22 protein-coding genes are annotated in these 23,026 nt (G+C 35.3%); 2 read left to right on the top strand and 20 right to left on the bottom strand.

The window, feature by feature from the left end; genetic code table 11:
- Window positions 1-112, bottom strand: a 112-nt coding sequence (locus ABS911_RS05580) for a 30S ribosomal protein S2 (RefSeq protein WP_350466703.1), incomplete at its 3' end; no start/stop codon positions are given.
- A gap of 186 nt (window positions 113-298) precedes the next feature.
- Entirely contained in the window at window positions 299-3,526 is a 3,228-nt protein-coding gene (locus ABS911_RS05575; RefSeq protein WP_350466700.1) for an SNF2 helicase associated domain-containing protein, read from the bottom strand.
- 269 nt (window positions 3,527-3,795) lie between these two features.
- On the opposite strand from ABS911_RS05575, the gene ABS911_RS05570 reads away from it, so the two are divergent.
- Window positions 3,796-4,416, top strand: a complete 621-nt coding sequence (locus ABS911_RS05570) for a lysophospholipid acyltransferase family protein (protein WP_350466699.1) — start codon at window positions 3,796-3,798, stop codon at window positions 4,414-4,416.
- Window positions 4,417-4,510: 94 nt separating this feature from the next.
- Here the strand turns inward: ABS911_RS05570 and ABS911_RS05565 are convergent, their stop codons facing one another.
- The 5 genes from ABS911_RS05565 to ABS911_RS05545 all read right to left on the bottom strand — a co-directional run bounded on the left by ABS911_RS05565 (window position 4,511) and on the right by ABS911_RS05545 (window position 10,946).
- The gene (locus ABS911_RS05565; protein ID WP_350466698.1) at window positions 4,511-6,319 is read right to left on the bottom strand and encodes an ABC transporter ATP-binding protein; all 1,809 of its coding nucleotides are present in this window, start codon (window positions 6,317-6,319) and stop codon (window positions 4,511-4,513) included.
- The gene (locus tag ABS911_RS05560) at window positions 6,319-8,070 is read right to left on the bottom strand and encodes an ABC transporter ATP-binding protein (protein WP_350466697.1); all 1,752 of its coding nucleotides are present in this window, start codon (window positions 8,068-8,070) and stop codon (window positions 6,319-6,321) included. The genes ABS911_RS05565 and ABS911_RS05560 overlap by 1 nt, the downstream gene beginning before the upstream one ends.
- A gap of 98 nt (window positions 8,071-8,168) precedes the next feature.
- Window positions 8,169-8,405, bottom strand: a complete 237-nt coding sequence (locus tag ABS911_RS05555) for a YneF family protein (protein ID WP_035022758.1) — start codon at window positions 8,403-8,405, stop codon at window positions 8,169-8,171.
- A gap of 164 nt (window positions 8,406-8,569) precedes the next feature.
- Entirely contained in the window at window positions 8,570-10,573 is a 2,004-nt protein-coding gene (gene tkt, locus ABS911_RS05550) for a transketolase (RefSeq protein WP_350466696.1), read from the bottom strand.
- Window positions 10,574-10,706: 133 nt separating this feature from the next.
- Window positions 10,707-10,946 carry a DUF896 family protein gene (locus ABS911_RS05545; protein ID WP_350466695.1) on the bottom strand — a complete coding sequence of 80 codons (240 nt, stop codon included), beginning with the start codon at window positions 10,944-10,946 and terminating at the stop codon, window positions 10,707-10,709.
- A gap of 162 nt (window positions 10,947-11,108) precedes the next feature.
- Between ABS911_RS05545 and lexA the strand changes: the two genes are divergently transcribed.
- Window positions 11,109-11,732 (top strand): transcriptional repressor LexA, encoded by a 624-nt coding sequence (gene lexA / locus ABS911_RS05540; protein ID WP_350466694.1) that lies wholly within the window; start codon window positions 11,109-11,111, stop codon window positions 11,730-11,732.
- Window positions 11,733-11,797: 65 nt separating this feature from the next.
- Here lexA and rnhB read toward each other — a convergent pair whose 3' ends face one another.
- The 13 genes from rnhB to ABS911_RS05475 form a co-directional block, all read right to left on the bottom strand.
- Window positions 11,798-12,571, bottom strand: a complete 774-nt coding sequence (rnhB, locus tag ABS911_RS05535; protein ID WP_350466693.1) for a ribonuclease HII — start codon at window positions 12,569-12,571, stop codon at window positions 11,798-11,800.
- Between the two features lies 1 nt (window position 12,572).
- A complete protein-coding gene (ylqF, locus tag ABS911_RS05530; protein ID WP_350466692.1) occupies window positions 12,573-13,436 on the bottom strand; it encodes a ribosome biogenesis GTPase YlqF in 864 nt (287 codons plus the stop codon).
- Between the two features lie 69 nt (window positions 13,437-13,505).
- Complete coding sequence (gene lepB / locus ABS911_RS05525) at window positions 13,506-14,171, bottom strand: signal peptidase I (RefSeq protein ID WP_350466691.1); 666 nt, start codon at window positions 14,169-14,171, stop codon at window positions 13,506-13,508.
- A 21-nt stretch (window positions 14,172-14,192) separates the two neighbouring features.
- The gene (gene lepB / locus ABS911_RS05520; protein ID WP_350466690.1) at window positions 14,193-14,741 is read right to left on the bottom strand and encodes a signal peptidase I; all 549 of its coding nucleotides are present in this window, start codon (window positions 14,739-14,741) and stop codon (window positions 14,193-14,195) included.
- A gap of 161 nt (window positions 14,742-14,902) precedes the next feature.
- The gene (locus tag ABS911_RS05515) at window positions 14,903-16,393 is read right to left on the bottom strand and encodes a S41 family peptidase (RefSeq protein ID WP_350466689.1); all 1,491 of its coding nucleotides are present in this window, start codon (window positions 16,391-16,393) and stop codon (window positions 14,903-14,905) included.
- 85 nt (window positions 16,394-16,478) lie between these two features.
- Entirely contained in the window at window positions 16,479-17,189 is a 711-nt protein-coding gene (deoD, locus tag ABS911_RS05510; RefSeq protein ID WP_350466688.1) for a purine-nucleoside phosphorylase, read from the bottom strand.
- Between the two features lie 34 nt (window positions 17,190-17,223).
- Complete coding sequence (locus ABS911_RS05505) at window positions 17,224-17,445, bottom strand: YozE family protein (RefSeq protein ID WP_350450120.1); 222 nt, start codon at window positions 17,443-17,445, stop codon at window positions 17,224-17,226.
- Window positions 17,446-17,449: 4 nt separating this feature from the next.
- Entirely contained in the window at window positions 17,450-17,965 is a 516-nt protein-coding gene (gene msrA / locus ABS911_RS05500; protein WP_350466687.1) for a peptide-methionine (S)-S-oxide reductase MsrA, read from the bottom strand.
- Between the two features lie 30 nt (window positions 17,966-17,995).
- Complete coding sequence (locus ABS911_RS05495; RefSeq protein WP_350466686.1) at window positions 17,996-18,604, bottom strand: YpmS family protein; 609 nt, start codon at window positions 18,602-18,604, stop codon at window positions 17,996-17,998.
- A 31-nt stretch (window positions 18,605-18,635) separates the two neighbouring features.
- Window positions 18,636-19,472 (bottom strand): SGNH/GDSL hydrolase family protein, encoded by an 837-nt coding sequence (locus ABS911_RS05490; RefSeq protein ID WP_350466685.1) that lies wholly within the window; start codon window positions 19,470-19,472, stop codon window positions 18,636-18,638.
- A gap of 87 nt (window positions 19,473-19,559) precedes the next feature.
- Window positions 19,560-20,051 (bottom strand): dihydrofolate reductase, encoded by a 492-nt coding sequence (locus ABS911_RS05485; RefSeq protein ID WP_350466684.1) that lies wholly within the window; start codon window positions 20,049-20,051, stop codon window positions 19,560-19,562.
- 24 nt (window positions 20,052-20,075) lie between these two features.
- Entirely contained in the window at window positions 20,076-21,023 is a 948-nt protein-coding gene (locus ABS911_RS05480; protein WP_350466683.1) for a thymidylate synthase, read from the bottom strand.
- An 18-nt stretch (window positions 21,024-21,041) separates the two neighbouring features.
- Window positions 21,042-22,943: an ABC-F family ATP-binding cassette domain-containing protein gene (locus ABS911_RS05475; RefSeq protein WP_350466682.1), complete on the bottom strand. Its 1,902-nt coding sequence runs from the start codon at window positions 22,941-22,943 to the stop codon at window positions 21,042-21,044.
- Window positions 22,944-23,026: the final 83 nt, after the last annotated feature.

Raw genomic sequence — 23,026 nt, 5'->3', positions numbered from 1 at the left:
TACCATTTCTTTCTGTAAAGATGTAACGTTTCATTTTAGGGTTCCAACGACGTGTTTGGTGACCAAAATGAACTCCTGCTTCAAGCAATTGTTTCATTGAAATTACTGCCATAATATATTTCCTCCATTGGTTTTTATTTTCCTCCTTCAAATTCAACTGTAAGGAGACTTGAATACTCAAGCACCGTCCTTTACATCCTTTGAAGTGTGAAATAATTTTCAGTGCTTTTAGCACCGTTAATAATTGTATAGGATATAGATGTAAAAATCAAGCCTAACTATCGTTTTTTATTTCTTATTATATCCCGATACTCAAAATTTCACGAATGTCATCTTCACTTAACTGACTTCCTTCTTTTTGTATCGTTCCGTCTTCTGTAATAATTTGATCAAACAAAGCCTTCTTCTCTTGTTGCAACTGGTCGATTTTCTCCTCAATAGTTCCTTCAGCAATTAGACGTAACACTTGGACAACTTTTTTCTGTCCGATTCTATGTGCACGGCCTGCTGCCTGTTCTTCAACTGCTGGGTTCCACCATAGATCATAAAGAATAACCATATCGGCACCGGTAAGATTCAATCCTGTTCCACCTGCTTTAAGGGAAATAAGGAATACATCTTTTTCTCCAGCATTAAATTTATTAACCATTTCAATTCGTTCTTTTGGTTTTGTTTGACCACTTAAATAAAACGTTTCAACTTCTTGCTCATCTAATTCTTTTTCAATAATTGCCAGCATAGAAGTAAATTGAGAAAAGATTAAAATACGTCTTCCATTCTCTCTTGCAGTTTGAACCGTTTCTTTAAGTTGCTCCAATTTTCCGGAACTGCCTTCGTAATCATCAATGAATAATTTAGGATCACAACAAATTTGTCTTAGACGTGTTAATCCTGCCAAGATCTCGATGCGATTCTTTTTAAACTCTGCTCCATTCATGCTATTTACACTTTCTTGGATTCGTTGTAAATACGCAAGGTAGACAGTTTTTTGTTCTTTTGTCATTTGACTGTATAAGTTGGTTTCAATTTTATCTGGTAACTCTTTCAGCACATCTTTCTTGATTCGTCTTAATACAAAAGGACGGATCATTTTAGCAATCTGCTCATTTGGAAGGGTTTTGAACTTTTTGATTGAAGGGAAAAATCCTGGCATAATCAATTGGAAAATTGCCCATAATTCTTCAATTTTATTTTCAATAGGTGTTCCACTTAATGCAAAACGTTTTTTTATGGTTAGGTCTCTTAACGCTTGAGACGTTTTCGTGTTATGATTTTTCACCATTTGCGATTCATCTAAAATTAGTGTGCTAAATGGCACTTTCTTATAATGAACAACATCTTGCCTAAAACTAGGATAGGATGTAATCAAAACTTGATTTGGCTTAACATTTTCAATCAACTGCATTCTTTCTTCAGCTGTACCAGAAATCACGATACTTTCAACTGAAGGAGCAAATTTTTCAATTTCAAAATGCCAATTATAGATCAATGATGCTGGAGCAACGATAAGGAAAGGATCATTTTTCCCCTTTTCCTCAATTTCAGATAAAATATAAGTGATGACTTGAATGGTTTTCCCAAGTCCCATATCATCCGCTAAGATACCGCCAAATCCATATTGAGACAACATTTTTAACCACTGAAATCCTGTTTTTTGATAAGGTCTTAATTCAGCATTTAAAGACTTAGGAACGTCAACTTCGAATTCTTCTGGGAAGTTTAAATCGCGTATCAAGTTTTTGAATTTCTTTGATACGGTTCCTTTGGTTTTTTCATCCAGAGAAAATTTTTCATTCAGTTCTAAACCACGATAGCTTGGCAGTTGGACCCCACCATTTTGAAATTTCTTTGTGACACGCAATTCGTTCAATACATCGCTGACTTGCTTGAAGCTTTCTGATTCTAATGAAAGGATAGTTCCATTATCAAATTTATGAAAAGCTTTTTTCTCTACTAAACTTTTCAGTACGTCATCTACTTCTTCAGGTGTAATTCCTTTAATGTCAAAACGGACATCAAGAAATGACCCTTCATTTTGCAAGTCGATAATCGTCTCAGGATCAATTTGATTCAAAAACATACTGTCCAATAAATCGTCTACATAAACAGTAGCATCTAATTCCAGTGTTGGAATTTCTTTCGTGAATAAGGTATAAAAATCATCATCACGAACCATACGTTTTGTATAATTCGTATCCGTACGGTGGTAATCAAATCCAACGAGCTGATTAATGACTTTCATTTCTTTTTCACTGTCTCGAATAATTTGTACGCCTTCTTCTGGCAGCTGATTTTTAGAAGGGTCAGTAGACAAAACCATGTGTTTATAATTAAATTCTACTGTGGCATGTACCGCCTCATTCCGATATTCAAAATAAACAGATGTTGCTAAAGGCTCTTGAACAAAAGAATCTTTCAATTGATCATCAATTGAAACATTTCCTATTTTCACAAGTAATGGCATGACATAGGCAGTGAAATCAGGCATATCCGCAGGTTCTATTGTAATATTGTCGCCATCGTACCGTTGTAAAAACTGTTGTAGCGGACGATACGCACGCATCTGTTCTAATGTTGGCTGGAATACAATATTGTCAGCAACAAACCAATCGTATTCTTTTAGATGACTGTCTGCTAGACTTGTAATGGATAACAGTACCGTATTATTTTTTTGTGAAATATCAAAAGAAAACGGCATTTTATCTTCTACAAACATAACCGTTTTATGCGTGCTATTTGTTGCAACAAACTGTAAATTCCCACTGTCTTGTAAGTCTAAAAGCGTTTCTTCCGCTAAAGCAGTCATCAATATCAAATAACGACTGTTTGACAATAGTGATTTTGCATCTTTATTTTCTCCAGAAACCAATTGAATAGATTTCTGTTGCTTGTATAGATTTGTTAAAATTTCATTGTCTTCTTTTCTAATCAAGATATCTTTAAAATTAATTTCTTGACCAGCTTTTAATTCCACCGTTTCCTTTTTAATAAAGCTCTCTAAAAATAATGGCAAATCTTTTATAATATACATTTTATCTGTTCCAGCTTTAAGACTTAAGGCTAGTACATCAAATGAGGTCCTTATAAGTGCAGTAGTCATTGGTTTTACTTCAACTTTATATTCTAATTTCAATGATTGTTTTTGTTTAGCAGAAGCAGTCATTTTTCTATTTTCATTTAAAAATATACGTGTAAAAGACTCTGTTAACTCTTGACCTGGGTTAGGTGAGTCAATAGCGACTTTTTTTGCATTCTCAGCTGTCATTACTCGGCTGATTTTTCTGTCTCTCAATTCCAGTTCAACAGCAACTGTATGTTTGCAATAGCCATGATTTTTCCAATAAAGACATTCACAAAAATCATCTTCCTTTGTTGAACCATCTAATTCAACATGAAATATGTCGCTTCCCATGACTTCGGCAGACCATATTTTTTTATCTAATATCGAGTTGACTGAAAGGACGCGTTTTTCTGCAACATATTGTCTTCCTTGCTCAATCACGCGTTCTGGTATACTCCATTTCATTCAACATTCCCCTACTTTCTTGCTTTTCATAAAATAATTATTTTTCAAGCACGTTTTTTTCTATCTCTCTATTGTACGTCATTATGGGTAAAAAAGAAAATTTTTTCTTTTAAATTTGTAGGGTTCTGCCGTTTTCGTTCTGTAGATATTTTATATTTTCTAACCTACAATGGATAAATTAAAAATAACTTGCTAAAATACGTGTTATGAATCATACTATTAGTATAAAAATGTACTAGAAAATTGAATTAATGAGAGGTTGAATCATTTTGTTTTATAGAATTTTACGCGGCACGTTACGCATTTTGTTAGCGATTTTAAATGGCAATGCCCATTATGAAAATCGGGACAAACTTCCAACAGATACATCGTATATATTAGTGGCACCTCATAGAACCTGGATTGATCCAGTCTATTTAGCTTTAGCTGCTAGCCCTAAACCATTTACATTTATGGCAAAAAAAGAATTGTTCAAAAATCCTATCCTTAGTTGGATCATTAGACACGCAAATGCTTTTCCAGTCGATCGGGCTAACCCTGGTCCAAGTGCTATTAAAACGCCTGTAAAAATACTTAAAAATGGCGATTTAAGTTTAATGATTTTCCCAACAGGAACAAGACATTCAAATGAAATAAAGGGTGGCGCTGCTACAATTGCTAAATTAAGCGGTGTGCCAATTATTCCAGCAGTTTATCAAGGTCCAATGACTTTAAGTGGACTGTTAAAAAGAAAAAAAGTAACCGTTCGTTTTGGAGATCCAATCACTATAGATCGTACATTAAAGCTTTCAAAAGAAAATTTAAAAGCGATCGATGTACAAATTCAACAAGCTTTTGACCAATTAGATAAGGAAATCGATCCTTCATTTAAATACGACTATACGAAATAACAAAAAAGAGCTGGGACAAATTGTCCCAGCTCTTTTTTGTATAGATAGTATATCGTGTTCACCTGACGCTATTTTCCTTATTTTTGATGTAAAACTAAACATTTCCGGGCAAACTGTCTTCATTCTGAAGACCATTATTTTGCAAGCGATACATGTCATAATAAATGCCATTTTGTTGAATCAACTCATCATGGGTGCCACGCTCGACAATTCTTCCATGATCCAAGACAAGAATTAAATCGGCATCACGAATGGTAGATAGACGATGAGCAATAGCCAAAGTTGTACGACCTTTCCGCATTTTTTTGAGCCCTTCTTGAATGAGAGCTTCGGTTTCGGTATCAATATTTGCTGTTGCTTCATCCAAAATCAGAATCTTAGGATCGGTAACAATGGTACTTGCAAAAGAAATCAATTGCTTTTGTCCCGTTGAATAACTGGCCCCTCGCTCGATGACTTTAGAATCGTATTGATTTGGCAGTTGCTCAATAAAGGTATCTGCTTGAACAAATCGAGCAGCTTCTTCTATTTGAAAATCTGTTATGGATGGATTTTTCAAGCGAATGTTGTCTTTGATCGTCCCGTAAAACAAAAAGGAATCTTGTAAAACTAACCCCATTTTTTTCCTTAATTCTTTTATCGGATAATTCTTAATAGGAATATCATCAATCAAGATCTCGCCTTCAAAGAATTCATAAAAGCGCATCATGACATTAATGATAGAACTTTTACCACTCCCTGTGTGGCCTACCAAGGCAACCGTTTGTCCAGGTAAAGCTACAAAAGAAATATCATTTAATACATTGTGTTTTCCGTCATAAGAAAAACTCACATGTTTAAACTCAATTTTAGCAGCTTGAATTTCAGCGTCTGCTGTTTTGTGTTGTTGCGGTGTATATTCATCATTATCTAGTACATTCAACACTCGACTACTTGAAACAATACCATCTTGAAAGATACTCAAGCTGTCCATCATGCTTGTCATAGGATTAAAGAAATTGCGCGCATAGGATGTGAATGCATAAATAACCCCTACACTTATAGGTCCGTTTAACGAATCATATCCAAAAAAACCTAAAATAAGAATTAGTGAAAGGGTATATAGGAAATCAATGACTGGACTTAATAAAATTGAATTTGTCTTTACCATTGCATAACGCAGTTTGTAATACTCCATGTTCGTTTCATCAAACTCTTTTTGCAATCTTTTTTCTTGACGAAATTGTTGGATGATACTCATTCCATTAACTGATTCAGCTAATTTTGAATTTAACAAACTTAGTTTTTCTCTCATATTTCGGTACAATCTTGAACTAAACTTTTGATAATACCAAATGACTACTCCTAATACTGGAATCAACGCAACGATCCATAGAGAGATCTGGACATTCAACAGCATCATAGCGATAAGAGATGTTATAACACCAAGCATCCCTTGTATAATAGTCAGAAATACCGACCAAAACTCTTTAATGGTTTCTGTATCATTCGTCACTCTCGTAACAATTGAACCCGCAGGAGTTTGATCAAAAAAACGCATACCTAAGGTGTGCAGCTTTTTAAAGATTGCATTACGAATATTTTCTACTGTTTGTTCAGAAGCCATATTGTATAAATAAAGATTAAGGTACCAAAAAACAATTTTTACTAGAGTCATGCCAAAATAAATCAAAGCAAACATTCCGATAATTTGATTTGTTGCCATCCCTTTTGATAAATAATTATCAATAAACACTTGAAGGATTCTTGGCAAAATAATATTTGTGACAGCTAACAAAACACCAAATAAGATACCAGCTATGAATTGAAGTTTGAAAGGCGAGGCAAACTTAATGATCCGTCTTAAAATAGTCACTTGTTCTTTGGTGGTAAATGATTTTGACCAAGTTGATTCTTGTTCCATTAGTCTGCACCTCCTTCAATTTTCTGTTCAAGCTGCTGACTATCAAACATCTCTTTGTACCATCCATTTTGTTCAAGTAAATCAGCATGTGTTCCTCGTTCCACAACTTCACCATTGTCGATAACGATAATCTCATCTGCATGCATAACACTGCTGATTCGATGAGCAGCTATAATCGTTGTTTGTTCTGAACGTTCTTTTTTCAAAGCAGATAATATTCTCTCTTCAGTTTTAGCATCCACTGCGGATAAAGCATCATCTAAAATTAACAGCTCTGGTTTAATAATCAGCGCACGAGCAATTGAGATCCGTTGCTTTTGACCTCCTGATAATGAAACTCCCCGTTCTCCGACTACCGTATCATACCCATTAGGCATTTCTAAGATATCAGTATGAATGGCTGTTAACTCTGCGGCTTTTTCAACCTCTTCTTGTGATAGTTCTGGATTAGCAAAGCGAATATTTTCTTTGATACTCGTTGAAAATAAAAATTGATCTTGTGGCACATAACCGATTTGCTGTAGCAAGGCATCTAACGTGTAATCTCTAATGTCTTCATTCCCATATGAAATGCGTCCACGATAACGATCATATTCTCTTAAAAGCAATTTGAAAATACTGGTTTTCCCAGCTCCTGTTTTCCCTACTACACCGAGTGTTTGTCCACGTTTCAATTCAAAATGAACCTCTTTTAGCGCCGGAACATCGGATTTAGGGTAAGTAAATTTATCAATGGAATAATGAATATCTCCTCTTATTTTTTTCGTTAATGCTGAGGGTTTTTCAATAATTTTCGAACGCTCTAAAAGCAATTTCTCTACACGATTATAACTTGCACTTCCACGTTCCAAGATATTAAATAATCGGCCAATAGCAAACATCGGCCATACCAGCATAGCTATATAGTTAATAAAAGAAATTAATTCACCAATAGTGATAGTACCTGAATTTATATATCTCCCGCCCATTACAATGGTCAGTACATAAGAAATCCCCATGATAAAAGTGATCGTAGGGTCAAATAACGAATCAATTTTATACACTTTTCTATTTTCAGCAACTACTTGTTCCGTTTTTTGTCTGAATTCTTCAACGTCTTCGTCTTCTTGACCGAATGTTTTTAAGACTTTCATACCTGATATACTCTCTTGCGCTTTATCATTCATATTGGAAAAGGCTGCTTGCGCTCCTCTAAATCGCTCATGGAGTTTTGAACCTAAAACACGTGAAGCTATAGCAAGCAACGGAAGTGGTATTAATGCAATCAACGTTAATCTCCAGTCAACTACTAGAGCCATTGCAATAATCGTTGTACCCCCTGTAATAATTGAATCAGCTAAGGTCAATATCCCACCACCTGCAACATTTCGAACTGCCGTTAAATCATTTGTTGCATGTGCCATTAAATCGCCCGTACGATATTTTTGAAAAAAACTATTGTCCATTTCGGTAAAGTGGTTAAACAATCGTGTTCTAAGTATCCGTTCCAATTTGGCAGATGTTCCCCAAATATTTACACGCCAAATGTAACGAAATAAATAACTAGCAATCGCCGCGCCTATCAAAATACTTAACCATTGGATCAATTTTTTAAGTGTTAGCGTTCCTTGGCCAACTTCATCTACAATAATTCCCACTATTCTAGGTGGAACTAATTGAATAATTGCTACAAGAAACAAAAATATCACACCCGTAATATACGCTTTTTTTTCTTGTTTAAAAAACCAACCTAATTTTTTATAAATTCCCATTTTCTTCCCTCACCCCTTTACTAATGATCCTGTTAATCAAAAAACGCGAACAGATAAATATCTGCTCGCACGTTAGTATTATAAGGCAATATGTGCCCTTATTTTTTTTTAGTCGTTTTTGTTGTTTGTGTCTTCATTGACGACATCATTTGTTTAATTTTCTTTTCTGATGGTTTTTGTCCCATTTGCATCATTAACATACGCAACATATTTTCGTCAACTGGCGGATTTTTTTTGAAATAATCCATCATGTATTTTCTAGCAAGAAAGAAACCAGCGACTGCTCCACCAACTAAGGCTAAAATAATTAAAAAGATAGCAAGACCTAAATTCATTTTTGATTCACTCCTTTCGAACCTCTCAAGTCTTAATTGTACTAAATATTAGTGGAAAAATAAACTAAAATTCTACTTCTTACGCTAAAAAGTCGCAATTCATCCCAATTACTTACAAAAGAAAGCCGTGTAAGTTAAACTTTCAACTTACACGGTCATTTTTTTTATAAGTTATTGTATGTTTTCACAACATTTTCAACTGTAAAGCCATAGTTTTCAATAACTGTCGCTCCTGGAGCACTTGCACCGTATTTATCTATACCTACTGAAGCACCATCTAGGCCTACATAACGTTCCCAACCAAATGTTGCCCCCATTTCAATAGATACACGTTTGCGTACTTCTTTTGGTAAAACACTTTCTTTATATGCTGCATCTTGTTTGTCGAATAAATCAAAACTTGGAACAGAAACAACGGAAACATCTTTCCCGCTTTCTTTCAAAGCATTTTGAGCTTCAATAGCTAACGCTACTTCAGAACCTGATGCCAAAAGAATTCCTTCTGGTTTTTCGCCAGCTTGAGGAGAAATAACATATGCTCCTTTAGCAACATTCGTACGTGCGCCTTCTTTTGTTCCTGGCAATACGGGTAAGTTTTGGCGAGATAACACCAACATTGTTGGGTGATCAACTGAAGTAATGGCTAATTCCCAAGCAGCTACAACTTCATTTCCATCTGCTGGACGAAGAATAGATAGGTTAGGCATACTGCGTAAGCTAGATAAATGTTCTACTGGCTCATGAGTTGGGCCGTCTTCTCCCACAGCAACTGAATCATGTGTGAACACGTAAGTTACCGGTAACTTAGATATAGCCGCTAAACGAACAGCAGCACGCAAGTAATCCGTAAAGACAAAGAATGTCCCACCATAAGTTCTAGTTCCACCATGCAAAACGATTCCATTCATTGCAGCAGTCATCGCAAATTCACGAACACCATACCAAATATTTCTTCCATCATATTGACCAGCTTGGAAATCTTTTACATCCGCTATCATTGTATTATTAGATGATGACAAATCAGCAGAACCGCCCCATAAATAAGGAACTTTTTTTGCAATAGCATTTAGTACTTGGCTACTTGTAACACGAGAAGCCAATGCATTGTCTCCAACTTCATAGGTTGGTAATTCAGCATCCCAGTTTTGTGGCAATTCATTTTTTAAAGATAACTCGAATTGTTCTGCTAATTCTGGATATTCCGTACGGTAAGTTTCAAATGATGCCTTCCATTCTTCTTCCACTTTAGCTCCTTGGTCAACCATTGTTTCTTTAAAGCGTTCTGCTACTTCAGCAGGAACAAAGAAGTCTTCGCCTTCCCAGCCATATGCTTTTTTAGCTGCTTCAATTCCTTCTGCTCCAAGTGGTGCACCATGGACTTTATGTGTTCCAGCATTCGGAGCACCAAATCCAATAATTGTTTTCACTTCGATTAGAGTAGGTTTTTTTGTCTCAGCTTTTGCAGCTTCAATTGCTGCATTAATTTCTTCTAAATCATTTCCGTCTTTTACAAGAATATGTTGCCATCCATAAGCTTCAAAACGTTGTCCAACATTTTCAGTAAAGGCTTTAGATGTCGGTCCATCTAAAGAGATATCGTTTGAATCATAAAGAACAACTAATTTCCCAAGTTCCAAATGAGCTGCTAAACTAGCTGCTTCAGCTGAGATACCTTCCATCAAGTCGCCGTCTCCACATAAAGAATAAGTAAAGTGATCTACAATAGCATGGCCTTCTTTGTTGTAAACTGCAGCTAAATGAGCTTCTGTCATCGCCATTCCAACAGCATTTGCAATTCCTTGTCCTAATGGACCAGTTGTTGCTTCTACTCCGTCAGTATGGTTCACTTCTGGATGTCCAGGTGTTTTACTGTCCCATTGACGGAACTGTTTTAAATCATCAATTTTAACGTCATATCCAGCTAAATGCAGCAAGCTGTATAATAACATCGATCCGTGTCCAGCTGATAATACAAAACGGTCACGGTCGAACCATTTCGAGTTTTTTGGATTTACTTTTAATTGTTTAGTCCACAATGTGTAAGCCATTGGAGCAGCCCCCATAGGTAATCCTGGGTGTCCAGAGTTGGCTTTTTGTATACCATCCATACTTAGTGTTCTTATTGTATTTACTGCTAATTGGTCTGTGTTATCAAACAAAAAAATCATCCTTTCGATTTTAACTCTCTTATAGTACTCTATTAGTTTACTATTATTTCCACTCAAGTGCAACGCTTTCATGGTCAGAATGTTATTAAATGGGAGAACTTCATGGTTATCCCATTATTGAACAAACATTCTTTTATCTTCCGTGAAGACCTTTATCTTTTTGTATATCCTTCAATTTATCGGGTGTAACATCATTGCCTTCTTCATCTACTATCTTTACACCTTCAATAGTATTTCTCATTCCGCCACGAAAAGCTGTTATATAAGCATCTCTTAATTCCTTTTGTTCAACTTGTTCTTGGATAGTCAATCCTTTGTTTTTTGATTTTTTTGCTAACTCATTTATTCGTTCTATTTGATCTTTTGGTAACATCGAATCACTCCACTTTTTTATTTATTAGTCAACTATAACAAATTTCTTTGAAAAAAACACCTTTTAATCCTCTAAATCTACGAACGTTTGTTTGATTTGTTCTATCATATATGGTAATCTTAAAATGATAAAATAAATAGAAATGAGGTGTTTATATATATTATGAGTAAAAATCCCGAATCAAGACAAGTTGAAGTTCTACAATATATATACAGTCAAGTTAAATTGAAAGGTTACCCTCCAACTGTAAGAGAAATCGGAACGGCTGTTTCTTTATCTTCTACCTCAACCGTTCATGGTCACCTTTCTCGTTTAGAAAAAAATGGTTACATCCAAAGAGATCCTAGCAAACCAAGAGCAATAGAACTAACACAACTAGGATTATCAAAATTAGGCATTGCACTTGATAAAATACCTTTACTGGGAACTGTAACAGCAGGTGAACCGATCTTAGCTGTAGAAGAAGCAACAGATTATTTCCCATTGCCTCCAAACTTGCAATTTGAAAATGATTCTCTTTTTATGTTAACCATACGTGGGGAAAGCATGATCAATGCTGGTATTTTTGATGGTGATGAAGTGATCATTCGTAAGCAAAGCACTGCAAATAATGGCGATATTGTCATTGCTATGACCGTAGAAGACGAAGCAACGTGCAAAAGATTTTATAAAGAAGAAGATCATTATCGCTTAGAACCAGAAAATGACACCATGAGTCCTATTCTACTTAATGAAGTAACCATTTTAGGCAAAGTAATCGGATTATATCGTAGTCATATTCAATAAAAAAACGAAGGAACGGGTTTTATCCCGGTTCTTCGTTTTTTTTTATTGTTTCACTACAAATCTCTTTAAACTAATAAATTCTTAACAGGAGCAAAAGTTTTTCGGTGAATAGGACATACTCCGTGTTTTTCTAAACCTTCTAAATGGACTTTTGTTCCATAACCCGCATTTTTAGAAAAACCGTATCCCGGATACACTGTATCATATTCGGCCATCATTCTGTCTCTTGTTACTTTAGCAACTATACTAGCAGCAGCTATAGACAAACTCTTTGAATCTCCCTTAATGAAACTTTCTTGGGGAATAGTGACCGGTAGATGCATTGCATCGATCAACAATTGTTCTGGCGGTTGAGGCAATTGTTCAACAGCTTCAATCATAGCCAATTTAGTTGCTTCATAAATATTGACTTTATCAATGACTTGATGGTCTTTTATACCAATCCCAATAGCTAATGCAGATTCTTGAATTTGGTCAAATAACACTTCTCTTTTTGCACTTGATAATTGTTTAGAGTCATTAATTTCCAAGACATTAAAGTCTTGCGGCAAGATGACCGCAGCTGCAACCACAGGGCCAGCTAACGGACCTCTTCCTACCTCATCGATTCCAGCAATAAATTGTGTTCCTTTTTCCCAAAAAAATTGCTCTATTTGTAGCATTTCTTGTTGTTTTTCGAGAATTAATTGTTGCTTTCTCAATTGGTTTTCCCAAGATCTATACGCATTTAATACACCTTTACGAGAATCGCTCTTGATTAAAACCAGTCGTTCATCATCCGGATGAGTAATGGTCGCTAATAGTTCCTTTATTGCCGTAATGGTCAGCGGTTTTTCCATTTTAGCTATCATGCCTTTTGGGTAAAGAAATCGGTGCTATATCTAACGTATACTTCCCAATTTTACCGCTTCTAATTTCAAAAACAATCAATTCGGCTGCACGAGTATAATCATCTCTATACCCTTTTCGTTCACTGATCAACATAAGCAGATCTGGCGATTCAAGATTTAATTCTTCTTCTGTTAATCTGTATCGTTTAGCAAGCATTTCCGGATTTCTAATTTTCATTTCTTCCAATCCATACATAGCAATTTCATCTAGTTGTAAAATAGTGTCTTTTATTGCTCCAGTTAAAGCCAATTTCTTCCCAATTTCAGGATCTTCAAACTTCGGCCAAAGAATCCCTGGTGTATCCAGTAATTCCAATTCTTTGCCTAACTTCAGCCATTGTTGTGCTTTTGTCACACCAGGTTTATTTCCTGTTTGAGCAATATTTTTCTTTACAAAACGATTGATCAATGTTGATTTCCCCACGTTAGGAATTCCAATACTCATTGCTCGAATTGCACGAGGTTTTATACCTTTAGCGGCTCTTCTATCAAATTTAGGTTGTAAAAGCTCTTTTGCTTTTTCCATTAATTGCTTCATGCCTTTTCCTTCTTGAGCAACAATTGGGACAGCCGCAATTCCTTGATCGTTAAAATAAGCTACCCATTTTTTTGTTTCTAATGGATCCGCTAAATCACTTTTATTTAAAATGATGATTCTTGGTTTTTCTCCAATGATTTCATCTAATATTGGATTGCGGCTTGATAGTGGCAGTCTTGCATCTACTAGTTCAAAAACAATATCGACTAGCTTAATTTTTTCTGTTACTTGGCGTCTTGCTTTTGCCATATGCCCTGGAAACCATTGAATGGTCATTTAATTTTCACCTTTCTATTTACACAAAAAAAGAACCACATTATTGTATTCTTTTTTTTATTTCATTTGTTAATCCTCGTCAATCGAACCAAACTTTTCAAGTGGCCATATGCGAAGATTTGTTGTTCCACTGACAGTAGACGCGTCTATAAACCCAACTTCACTAAATCGGCTATCTTTTGAATTTTGACGATTATCACCTAAGACAAAATAAGTGCCTTCAGGAACCGTTTCTTCGCCTGTTTTAGCAGCTAATAAGAAGTCTTCGGTAAAAGTATCCCCTGCTGTCATATTTTCGATGGACTTTTTCAAATACTCTTCTTCAATGGGTTCCCCATTGATATACAAAACATCATCTTGATACCGAATCGTATCTCCTGGTAGACCGATAACACGTTTGATATACTGTTTATCCGGCTCACTTGGAGCTGGGAATACAATCACATCAAAACGGTCTATCTTGTCGATTTTATTTAAAATCAAACGATCTCGATCTTCTAACGTAGGTGCCATCGATTCACCGTCTACACTTACCGGAGCAAATAGAAAATGTCGAATCAGCAGAAAAATTATCAGCGCTACAACACCATATAGTACAGTACTTAAAAATTCATTTCCGCGGCCTTTATTTTCTTTGCGTTTTTGACTTGGGGAAAGATGACGCGTATTTCTCGGTTCGAAAGTACTTTTATTCTGATGTTGATTATCAGAAAAATTAATTTTACTCAATTGCATCTCCCTACCTTCTTATACTATTTATGGAATAAACTTTATACGATTAAATGGATAGTAAGTAAAAGACGTTTCGCCAATAATCGAATCTAGTGGAACACTCCCAAAATAGCGACTGTCGTTACTTGATCTGCGATTATCCCCTAATACAAAATACTCATTTTCTGGAACTATTTTAGTTCCAGTTAATTCTTCTAAAGTGAAATCAGATGTCCATACCCCTCCAGCATGATTAACTAAATCATTATCGAGAAATTTTTCCTCAATTTTTTGATCATTGATATACAACTGATCGCTTTCGTAGCGAATTTCCTCTCCCGGTAACCCAATGACTCTTTTTACAAGTGTTCGATTTGACGAATCATGAAATACAACTAAATCAAATCTTTCTATATTATTATAGATGGTTCTAACTATGATTTGATCGTCCTGTTGAAAAGTTGGTATCATAGAAGAACCTTCAATAGTCATAGGAATAAAGATAAAATTTCGCAGTAAAACAGTGATTGATCCAGCTAATAATAACGCCTTAAACCATTCCCATGAAAATTCCTTCCAAGACTTTTGTCTCATTACATTCGCTCCAAATCAATCTATTTATTCTATCATACAAGAAAATCTAAAAAATAACTATTTATTTAGGGCAATGATTTAACCAAAAGAGAGATAGCAAATTCCTATCTCTCTTTTGGCATCAAGTTGTTAACGATTGTGATTTCCTAGCCATTCGCTTTTTATTCAGCAGGTTGACTAGATTGCAATTCTTTGATAGCAGCCTCATATTGAGTATCATTTTCATCTATTAGAGTCCTCAATGATTCAATGAGTTGAGTAGCCGTTTCACCTGTTACAATACCGTCAACAGGTAATTTTTTATCTGTTTGAAATTGTTTGACCGCTTCTTGAGTTGCTTCATCAAAGTATCCATCTACTGATTCTACAGGATAGTTTAGCGCCTCTAATACTTTTTCTAAGTTCTCAACTTCTGCGGATACATCTTTTAATTGATATGTTTTTGAACTATCAATAATCAATAAATTAGCATAATCAGGTAAAGCTACTTCAATAGTTGGTTTAATTCCTTCGTCATTGATCCACTTGCCACTTGGTGTTAACCATTTCGCAACGGTCATCTTCAATTCACTACTGTCATCAAATGTAGCTACGTTTTGAACGGTTCCTTTTCCAAATGTCTGAGTACCGATCAATTTGACATTGCCGGATTCATTAACTGCACCCGCTAAAATTTCGGAGGCACTGGCACTTCCCTCATCCACTAATAAGACAGAAAGTTCCGTTACTTTAAAGTCACCCATTGTCACATCATCAGAAACGATAGGAATCGGTTCTTGATCTTTTTCTTGCGTTTGTAAAATAGTATCGCCATTTTCTAAAAATAAATTAGAAATACTCAATCCGGCATTTAATAACCCACCAGGATTTTGACGAACATCAAAGACAAAAGATTCAGCACCTTGTTCTCTTAAATCTTCAATTGCAGCCACTAAGTCATCATAAGTTGGTGAAGAAAAACTTGTGATAGCAATATACCCAATCGTTGGATCTTCTTCATCTAACTGGTAAACGACTGTCTCAACAGGTATAGTATCCCGCACAACCGTCACTTCAAAAGTAGCATCGCCACGTTTTATGGTTAGCACCACTTCTGAGCCTTTTTCACCTCGAATATACGACACCGCTTCATTTAAGTTTAAGCCTGTTAATTCTTGATCACCTGCTTTTAAAATAATATCATTCGGCAGTAATCCTACTTTTTCGGCTGGAGAACCTGCGATAGGAGACACGATCATGACATTATCTCCTTGTTTCATTACTTCAGCACCAATTCCTTCAAAAGAAGCAGAGATACTTTCATTTAAAGAAGTAGATTCTTCTACATCAAGATATTGAGTATAAGGGTCTTCAACAGCTTCCGTCATGCCGGTGATGGCTCCTTCAATCAAAGCTTCTCCTTCAACCCCTTGATAGTAATCCGACATTAAGGCATCATATACCTCTTGGATTTTTTCAAATTCATCTGCATTCATTTCTACGCTTGCTTCTGATGAACTCAACTGATTTTTAGTAGGTGATTCATCATCATTTGCATTTGTAACAGCCATTGTTCCACCAATTGAAAGTGCAGCAACTACTATGAGAGAAGCTCCATATGCCCAAGGCTTAATGCCTTTTTTATTCTTTTCTTTGTTTGGTTCATTCTCCATGTGTAAGCTTCCTCTCTGGTTTCGATTAATTATTGGATGCGGTCAATTGATTTTACTGCTGAAGTTGTTTTTAACTATTACTCATTTATTTAAATTTTAAAGCTGTTTCTAAAGCTACGATCATCATATCATTAAACGTTGTTTCACGCTCATCTGAAGAAGTTTCTTCCCCGGTGATCAAGTGATCACTTATGGTTAAAATAGCTAAAGCGCGACGATTGTGTTTAGCTGCTAGAGTATAAAGACCAGCTGCTTCCATTTCAGTTGCCAATACACCATAATCTGCAAGTTTCTTTTTGTCTAGTTCTTCATTATAAAAACGGTCAGCAGATAAGATATTTCCTACTTTAACATCCATTCCTTGTGCGACAGCAATTTCATAAGCTGTTCTTAGTAAATCAAAATCAGCGATAGGAGCAAATTGAACTTGATCATTAAATGTATTTTTAACAACAGCAGAATCTGTTGTTGCACCTTGAGCTAAAATCACATCACGTACTTTAACGTCTTTTTGCATTCCACCAGCAGTTCCTACACGTATTAAGTTTTTCACGTTATATCCTGTAATTAATTCTTCAGCATAGATCATCATAGAAGGAATTCCCATACCGGTTCCTTGAACAGATACTCGGTGACCTTTATACGTTCCTGTGTAGCCGAACATGTTTCTAACGCGATTGTATTGTTCTACATCTGTTAAAAAGGTTTCTGCGATATATTTTGCTCTTAATGGATCTCCTGGTAACAATACCGTTTCTGCGATTTGGCCTTCTTTAGCTTCAATGTGTACACTCATGATTATTTCCTCCTAGTTGTATGGTAGTTTGTTTTTAGTTATCTTTGTCTAAATAAATTTCCCAAGCTGTGTCAAAAGTTGTCATTTCTTCTAAGTATGTGCCATTTAATTCTAGATAATGACTAACTTCATGATAATCTTCTGATTGTTTTGGAAAACCGTCATCTAAATAAACAGCATTTGCGAATAAGGTGACAGCATCCTTTTTATGTGGATCTCTTTCAGTCATTAAATAATGATAAAACGGACGTTGCATTGAACTAATTCCTTTCTTTACTTTGCTGATAGTGCAAACGCTCTTCTTTTTCTTGAGCATACTTTTCTGGATTTTTTTGATAAAACTCTTGATGTTGTTCTTCAGCTGGATAAAAAGGTTGAACCTCTTCAATTACTGTTACAATAGTATTTTTATACTTTCCGCTTTCGCTTAACCGTTGTCTAGATTTCTCCGCAATGTCTCTTTGGTTCTCATTTAGAACAAAAATGACGGGACGGTAGTTGTCTCCCCTATCTTGAAATTGACCCATTGCATCTGTGGGATCCGTTTGATTCCAATAGATGTCCACCAATTCCTCATATGAAATAACTGAAGGATCAAAGGTTATTTCAACAGCTTCAGTGTGCCCAGTTGTTTGGGTCAGCACTTCTTCGTAAGTAGGATCGACGGTATGTCCTCCAGTGTAGCCTGATACAACTCTTTCAATTCCAGGTTGCTCGTCGAAAGGCGAAACCATACACCAAAAGCATCCTCCTGCAAAAATAGCCGTCTCTTTCACTTACATCATCCTTTTCCAATTCATTTCACTTTAATCAGCTGGAACGTAAACGTTCACTCGAATATCATTTTCAGCTAAATTAATTTTATCCACTGAAAAATGAATACCGCTATCTAAAGTGAATTCATTTAAATTAAAAACAATCGTTTCTTGTTCACTATCAATCGCTACCCACTCTGGAATATTCAATTGATTTTCAATTTGATTCATCGCAAAGGTAATAGGGACGTTAAATCTCCCAATTGAAAGACCAGTTGCTTTAAATTGTAAATTACCATTTTCCATAACAAATGGTTCTAAAAATAACTGAAATTGGATATCATGACCAAACAATTGAAAAGTACCCACTAATTGTGCTTGCTCTTCCAATCTAAACTGGTAATTAACGGGACCTTTTACAATTTTTTCATCTTTAAGATACGAAGCTACCAATTGATTAACATCATCTTTTTTCGTTGATACTTGAAACATAACTTCATCTTTAGTGTCTCTGGTCTCAAGATTTGGTTCTCCTATAATAATAGGAGTCATTTGAGTAAAGGCCCATATGATAATACCTAATACCACTGAAAGCAATCCTAGAAAAGCCCATTTCCAACCATTTACTTTATTCTTTTGCTGATCTCTCTTTTTCTCCATAACACACCTTTTACTTTCAAAAAAATTCTTTTTAATTATTTACGATAGCCTGAAACAATTCCTCACCCATCAATCTATAACCGGCTCTATTAGGATGAAACAAATCTTCTTCATATAAATACGGATTGACAACTTCTATTGCATCAATGTTTTGCTCATCCAATAGCTGATTCTCTTTTCCTACTGACTCCGAGGAATGATTAAATAAGCTGGCTATAGAAAGAAAAGTAGCATTATCTGTTTCATTTACGATTGCTTGCGTTTTTTCATTCCATTTATCTACTATTGTTTGCATTTCAGTAATTTCAGGAAAATAAACATAATAGGGATTATAGATACCAAAGACATAAATTTCAATCTTAGGATTTAATTCTTTAATTTCCATTAGAAGACTCTTCAAGTTTTGTTCGTATGTTTTTTCTGGAGCAATAAACTTTTGCTCATCGATGGTTAAAAAATCATTTTTAAATGTTTGGATAATGTCGTTTCCACCAATGGTTAAAACAACCATATCAGCAGTTTGAATGTCTTCTTGCATCGTTTCATCTTCGTAAAATCGTTTTAATATTTGGTCACTTCGATCTCCACTTTTTCCATAATTACTGGTGGTCACTTCTTGATAACTTTGAGTTTCTTCTAGTAATTCATCGACAATCGAAACATATCCTCCGCTGTTAGTAGAATCTCCAACACCTTCAGTTAATGAATCACCAATAGCAACAATATGAAGCGGTTCTTTCTTTGTTTCTGTTGTCTCTTGATCATCATTCGAACGAGTTCGGAATAAGACTGTCAGAGTACCCACCACTAAAACAATTCCAATAATTAAAAAAAGGAAGCTTTTTAGAATTGATTTTCCTTTTTTCATGATAAAAACTCCTTTACCTGTAAATATATGGAAATAGTATACCAGATTCTTTATTCTTCGTATACCATTTATAAAGGAAGAATGGGTTTACCTTTTTCGTGCAAATGTTTCAAAAATATGAGGGTATTTATTGCGTTCATCTAAGATACCCTCTTCTGTTTTTTCAAGTTTCCATTTCGTCCAATCTATTTCTGGAATAAAGGTATCTCCTTCAAACTCGCCTTCAATCATTGTGCGGTGCAATACATCAACATCATCCATAAAGAAACTAAACACGTTAGCTCCCCCAGTAATAAAAGTATCTCCAGAGTAGTCTTTTGCAAAATCCAACACTTCTTCTCGGCTGTGCATAATTTTGACCCCATCTGCTTGGTAATTAGGATCAGTAGTTAAAATAATATTGATACGATCTGGTAAAGGGCATTTGTTCATCCCTTCAAATGTTTTTCTTCCCATCACTACAGCGTTATTTATAGTCATTTGTTTAAAAAACTTTAAATCGTTTGGCAGATACCAAGGCAAAGTACCTTTATACCCTATTGCACCATTTTTATCTTGAGCCCATAAAAAAGCAATCATTTCGTTTCCTACTTTCTCTTCAGATTAAACCGCTATTGGAGCTTTTATTCCTGGATGAGGATCATATCCTTCAATTTGTATGTCCTCCATCTCAAAATCAAAGATACTAGTCTTTGATTCATTCAATGCGATCGTTGGAAAATCCCTAGGCTCTCTTGCTAATTGTTTTTCCATTTGTTCAAAATGATTTGAATACAGATGTGCATCACCTAACGTATGAACAAAATCTCCAACCTCTAAACCAACCTCATGCGCTATTAAATGTGTTAATAAAGCATAGCTCGCAATATTAAACGGCACACCTAAAAAGATGTCTGCACTTCGTTGATACAATTGGCAGCTTAATTTTCCATCAGCAACATAAAATTGAAATAACGTATGGCAAGGAGGCAAAGCCATATTAGGAACGTCTTCTGGATTCCATGCTGAAACAAGCATACGCCTTGAATCTGGTGTTGTTTTGATTTGGTGAATGATATCTTTCAGTTGATCTATGGTCTCTCCTTGGGTCGTTTTCCATCTTCTCCATTGAGCTCCATATACATTTCCCAGCTCACCGTATTTAGCAGCAAATGTGTCATCTTCTAAAATACGTGTACAAAAGGCTTCTTTTTCAACATCATAAACAGCTTTAAATTCTTCATCAACTAAGGCTCTTCTGCCGAAATCAGTCATATCAGGTCCCACATATTCTTCACTTTTGACAAACCGTTCAAAAGCCCATTCATCCCAAATATGGTTATTGTGTTGCAATAAATAACGAATATTCGTATTGCCTTTAATAAACCAAAGCAATTCACTTTTAATTAAACCAAAGGGGACTCTTTTCGTTGTTAGTAAGGGGAAACCTTTTTGTAAATCATATCGCATTTGATAACCAAAAAGACTTTTAGTTCCTGTTCCTGTCCGATCTGTCTTTACATGACCATCTTCCAAGACTTTTTTTCCTAAATTTAAATATTCTGATTCCACCATTTTACCTCCTATAAATTAATCATTCGCATATTGGCTTAAATATTCCCAGCGATTCATTTTTTCTTCTAATTCTTTTTCTAAAGTAGCTACTTGTTCTTGTTGTTCTTGTAACAAACTGAAATTACTCCCAGCTTTTAACATTTCTTCTTTAAGCGTTTCTATTTTGTTTTCAAGATCAAGCATCTCTTCTTCAATCGTGCTCCACTCTTTTTGTTCTGTAAAAGTTAACTTCACTTTTTCATCTACATCAATTGATTCCGGTTGTGAGGCAACTTTTGTAACTGAATCGCTACTTTGAACCGAGCGGCCTTGTTTTTTCTCTTTTTCTTCTTCTATATAATCTGTAATACTGCCATAAAAGGGTCTGATTTTTCCATGTCCATCAAATATCAATAATTTCTCTACTGTTTTATCTAAGAAGTAACGGTCATGGGAAACTGAAATAACGGCTCCAGGGAATGTTTCAATATAATCTTCTAAGACCGTTAAAGTTGCGATATCTAAATCATTTGTCGGTTCATCAAGCAACAATACATTTGGTTGTTGCATCAATAACTTCAATAAATACAATCTTCTTTTTTCTCCACCTGATAATTTTCCGATCAGCGTACCATGTGTATGGCGCTCGAATAAGAACTGTTCCAACAGGTTTGTTACGCTGATTCTTTCACCATTAGTTATTTCCACTTCTTCTCCTACTTCTTGTAAATAAGAAATTACACGCTTATTGGGATTCATTTCTTCAATTACTTGCGTAAAATACGCGATTTTTACAGTTTCACCGACAACTATGTCTCCTGAATCTAATGGGAATCTACCGGCTAAAGCATTTAAGAAAGTTGATTTACCCGCTCCATTTTCACCGCTGATTCCAATTCGATCTTTCGTTTGAATCAACATGTTGAAGTGATCTAAAATTACTTTTCCACCTAAATTAAGCGATGCATCCTTCAATTCGAATACTCTTTTCCCTAAACGAGAACCTTCTAAATTCATTTCAACTGATTCGTCTACATTAGATTGATTTAAATTGTCTTCTAAGTCTTTAAATCGACCGATCCTAGCTTGTTGTTTTGTTGAACGTGCTTTTGCTCCAGTACGCATCCAGGCTAATTCTTTCGTATACATTTGTTTTCTTTTATGGTCTGCTACTACAGCCGCTTCTTGTCTTTGAGCTCTTTCGACTACATATTGTTCATAATTTCCTGTATAAAAAGTTGCATTTCCATGGAACAATTCAATCATTCGATTAACGATCCGATCCAAGAAATAACGGTCATGGGTTACTAGCAGTAAAGCTCCTCGATACGAACTTAAATAGCCCTCTAACCAAGTAATTGTTTCAAAGTCTAGATGGTTTGTAGGTTCGTCTAAAACGAGTAAATCCGGTTCTTGGATCAATACTTGCGCTAAGCCAACACGTTTCCTCTGTCCACCAGATAGTGTTCCTACCAACTGCTCTAAATCAATGACTCCAAGTTTGTTCAAAATCATTTTTGCATTTGTATCAGCTATCCAAGCATTTTCATCATTCATTGCTTGTTCAGCTCTTGAATATCTGTTTTGGCTTTTTTCATCCATTGGATCTGCTGTTAATAAATCTAAAGCTCTTTCGTAGTTTCTAACAGCAGCTAAAATAGGCGTGTCTCCCTCAAAAACAGCATCGAAAACGGATTTATCTGGATTCAAATCTGGTTCTTGCATTAAATAACTGATGGTATAATCTTTTGGTTTTTGGATACTGCCTTTTTCAGCACTATCCTTTCCAGTAATCACATTCAGTAGGTTTGTTTTACCAGAACCATTTACACCGATTAGGCCGATTCTTTCGCCTTCCATTATTGAAAAATTGATTTCATCGAATAATACTTTTTCTCCGTAGGTTTTTGTTAAATTCTGTACTTTTAATTCTTTCATCTTTTATCTCCACTTTCCTCTATCAAACATTTTCATTCATCTTTAACATTCTACCATTTTTTATTCATAATATCTTTAAGTTG

Source organism: Carnobacterium sp. (genome assembly GCF_040274425.1).
The sequence above is the reverse complement of the archived record's forward strand: the minus strand, read 5'-3'. Positions and strand labels throughout refer to the sequence as shown.

Coding starts and splice junctions, on each gene's coding strand:
- ylqF (WP_350466692.1), bottom strand. CDS start 13,436: ATGACCATTCAATGGTTTCCAGGGCATATGGCAAAAGCAAGACGCCAA.
- rnhB (WP_350466693.1), bottom strand. CDS start 12,571: ATGGAAAAACCGCTGACCATTACGGCAATAAAGGAACTATTAGCGACC.
- ABS911_RS05505 (WP_350450120.1), bottom strand. CDS start 17,445: ATGCAACGTCCGTTTTATCATTATTTAATGACTGAAAGAGATCCACAT.
- ABS911_RS05490 (WP_350466685.1), bottom strand. CDS start 19,472: ATGAAAAAAGGAAAATCAATTCTAAAAAGCTTCCTTTTTTTAATTATT.
- ABS911_RS05560 (WP_350466697.1), bottom strand. CDS start 8,070: ATGGGAATTTATAAAAAATTAGGTTGGTTTTTTAAACAAGAAAAAAAA.
- ABS911_RS05565 (WP_350466698.1), bottom strand. CDS start 6,319: ATGGAACAAGAATCAACTTGGTCAAAATCATTTACCACCAAAGAACAA.
- lexA (WP_350466694.1), top strand. CDS start 11,109: ATGAGTAAAAATCCCGAATCAAGACAAGTTGAAGTTCTACAATATATA.
- ABS911_RS05495 (WP_350466686.1), bottom strand. CDS start 18,604: ATGGAGAAAAAGAGAGATCAGCAAAAGAATAAAGTAAATGGTTGGAAA.
- deoD (WP_350466688.1), bottom strand. CDS start 17,189: ATGAGTGTACACATTGAAGCTAAAGAAGGCCAAATCGCAGAAACGGTA.
- ABS911_RS05485 (WP_350466684.1), bottom strand. CDS start 20,051: ATGATTGCTTTTTTATGGGCTCAAGATAAAAATGGTGCAATAGGGTAT.
- ABS911_RS05575 (WP_350466700.1), bottom strand. CDS start 3,526: ATGAAATGGAGTATACCAGAACGCGTGATTGAGCAAGGAAGACAATAT.
- ABS911_RS05515 (WP_350466689.1), bottom strand. CDS start 16,393: ATGGAGAATGAACCAAACAAAGAAAAGAATAAAAAAGGCATTAAGCCT.
- tkt (WP_350466696.1), bottom strand. CDS start 10,573: ATGATTTTTTTGTTTGATAACACAGACCAATTAGCAGTAAATACAATA.
- ABS911_RS05545 (WP_350466695.1), bottom strand. CDS start 10,946: ATGTTACCAAAAGATCAAATAGAACGAATAAATGAGTTAGCAAAAAAA.
- ABS911_RS05555 (WP_035022758.1), bottom strand. CDS start 8,405: ATGAATTTAGGTCTTGCTATCTTTTTAATTATTTTAGCCTTAGTTGGT.
- lepB (WP_350466690.1), bottom strand. CDS start 14,741: ATGAGACAAAAGTCTTGGAAGGAATTTTCATGGGAATGGTTTAAGGCG.
- lepB (WP_350466691.1), bottom strand. CDS start 14,171: ATGCAATTGAGTAAAATTAATTTTTCTGATAATCAACATCAGAATAAA.
- ABS911_RS05475 (WP_350466682.1), bottom strand. CDS start 22,943: ATGAAAGAATTAAAAGTACAGAATTTAACAAAAACCTACGGAGAAAAA.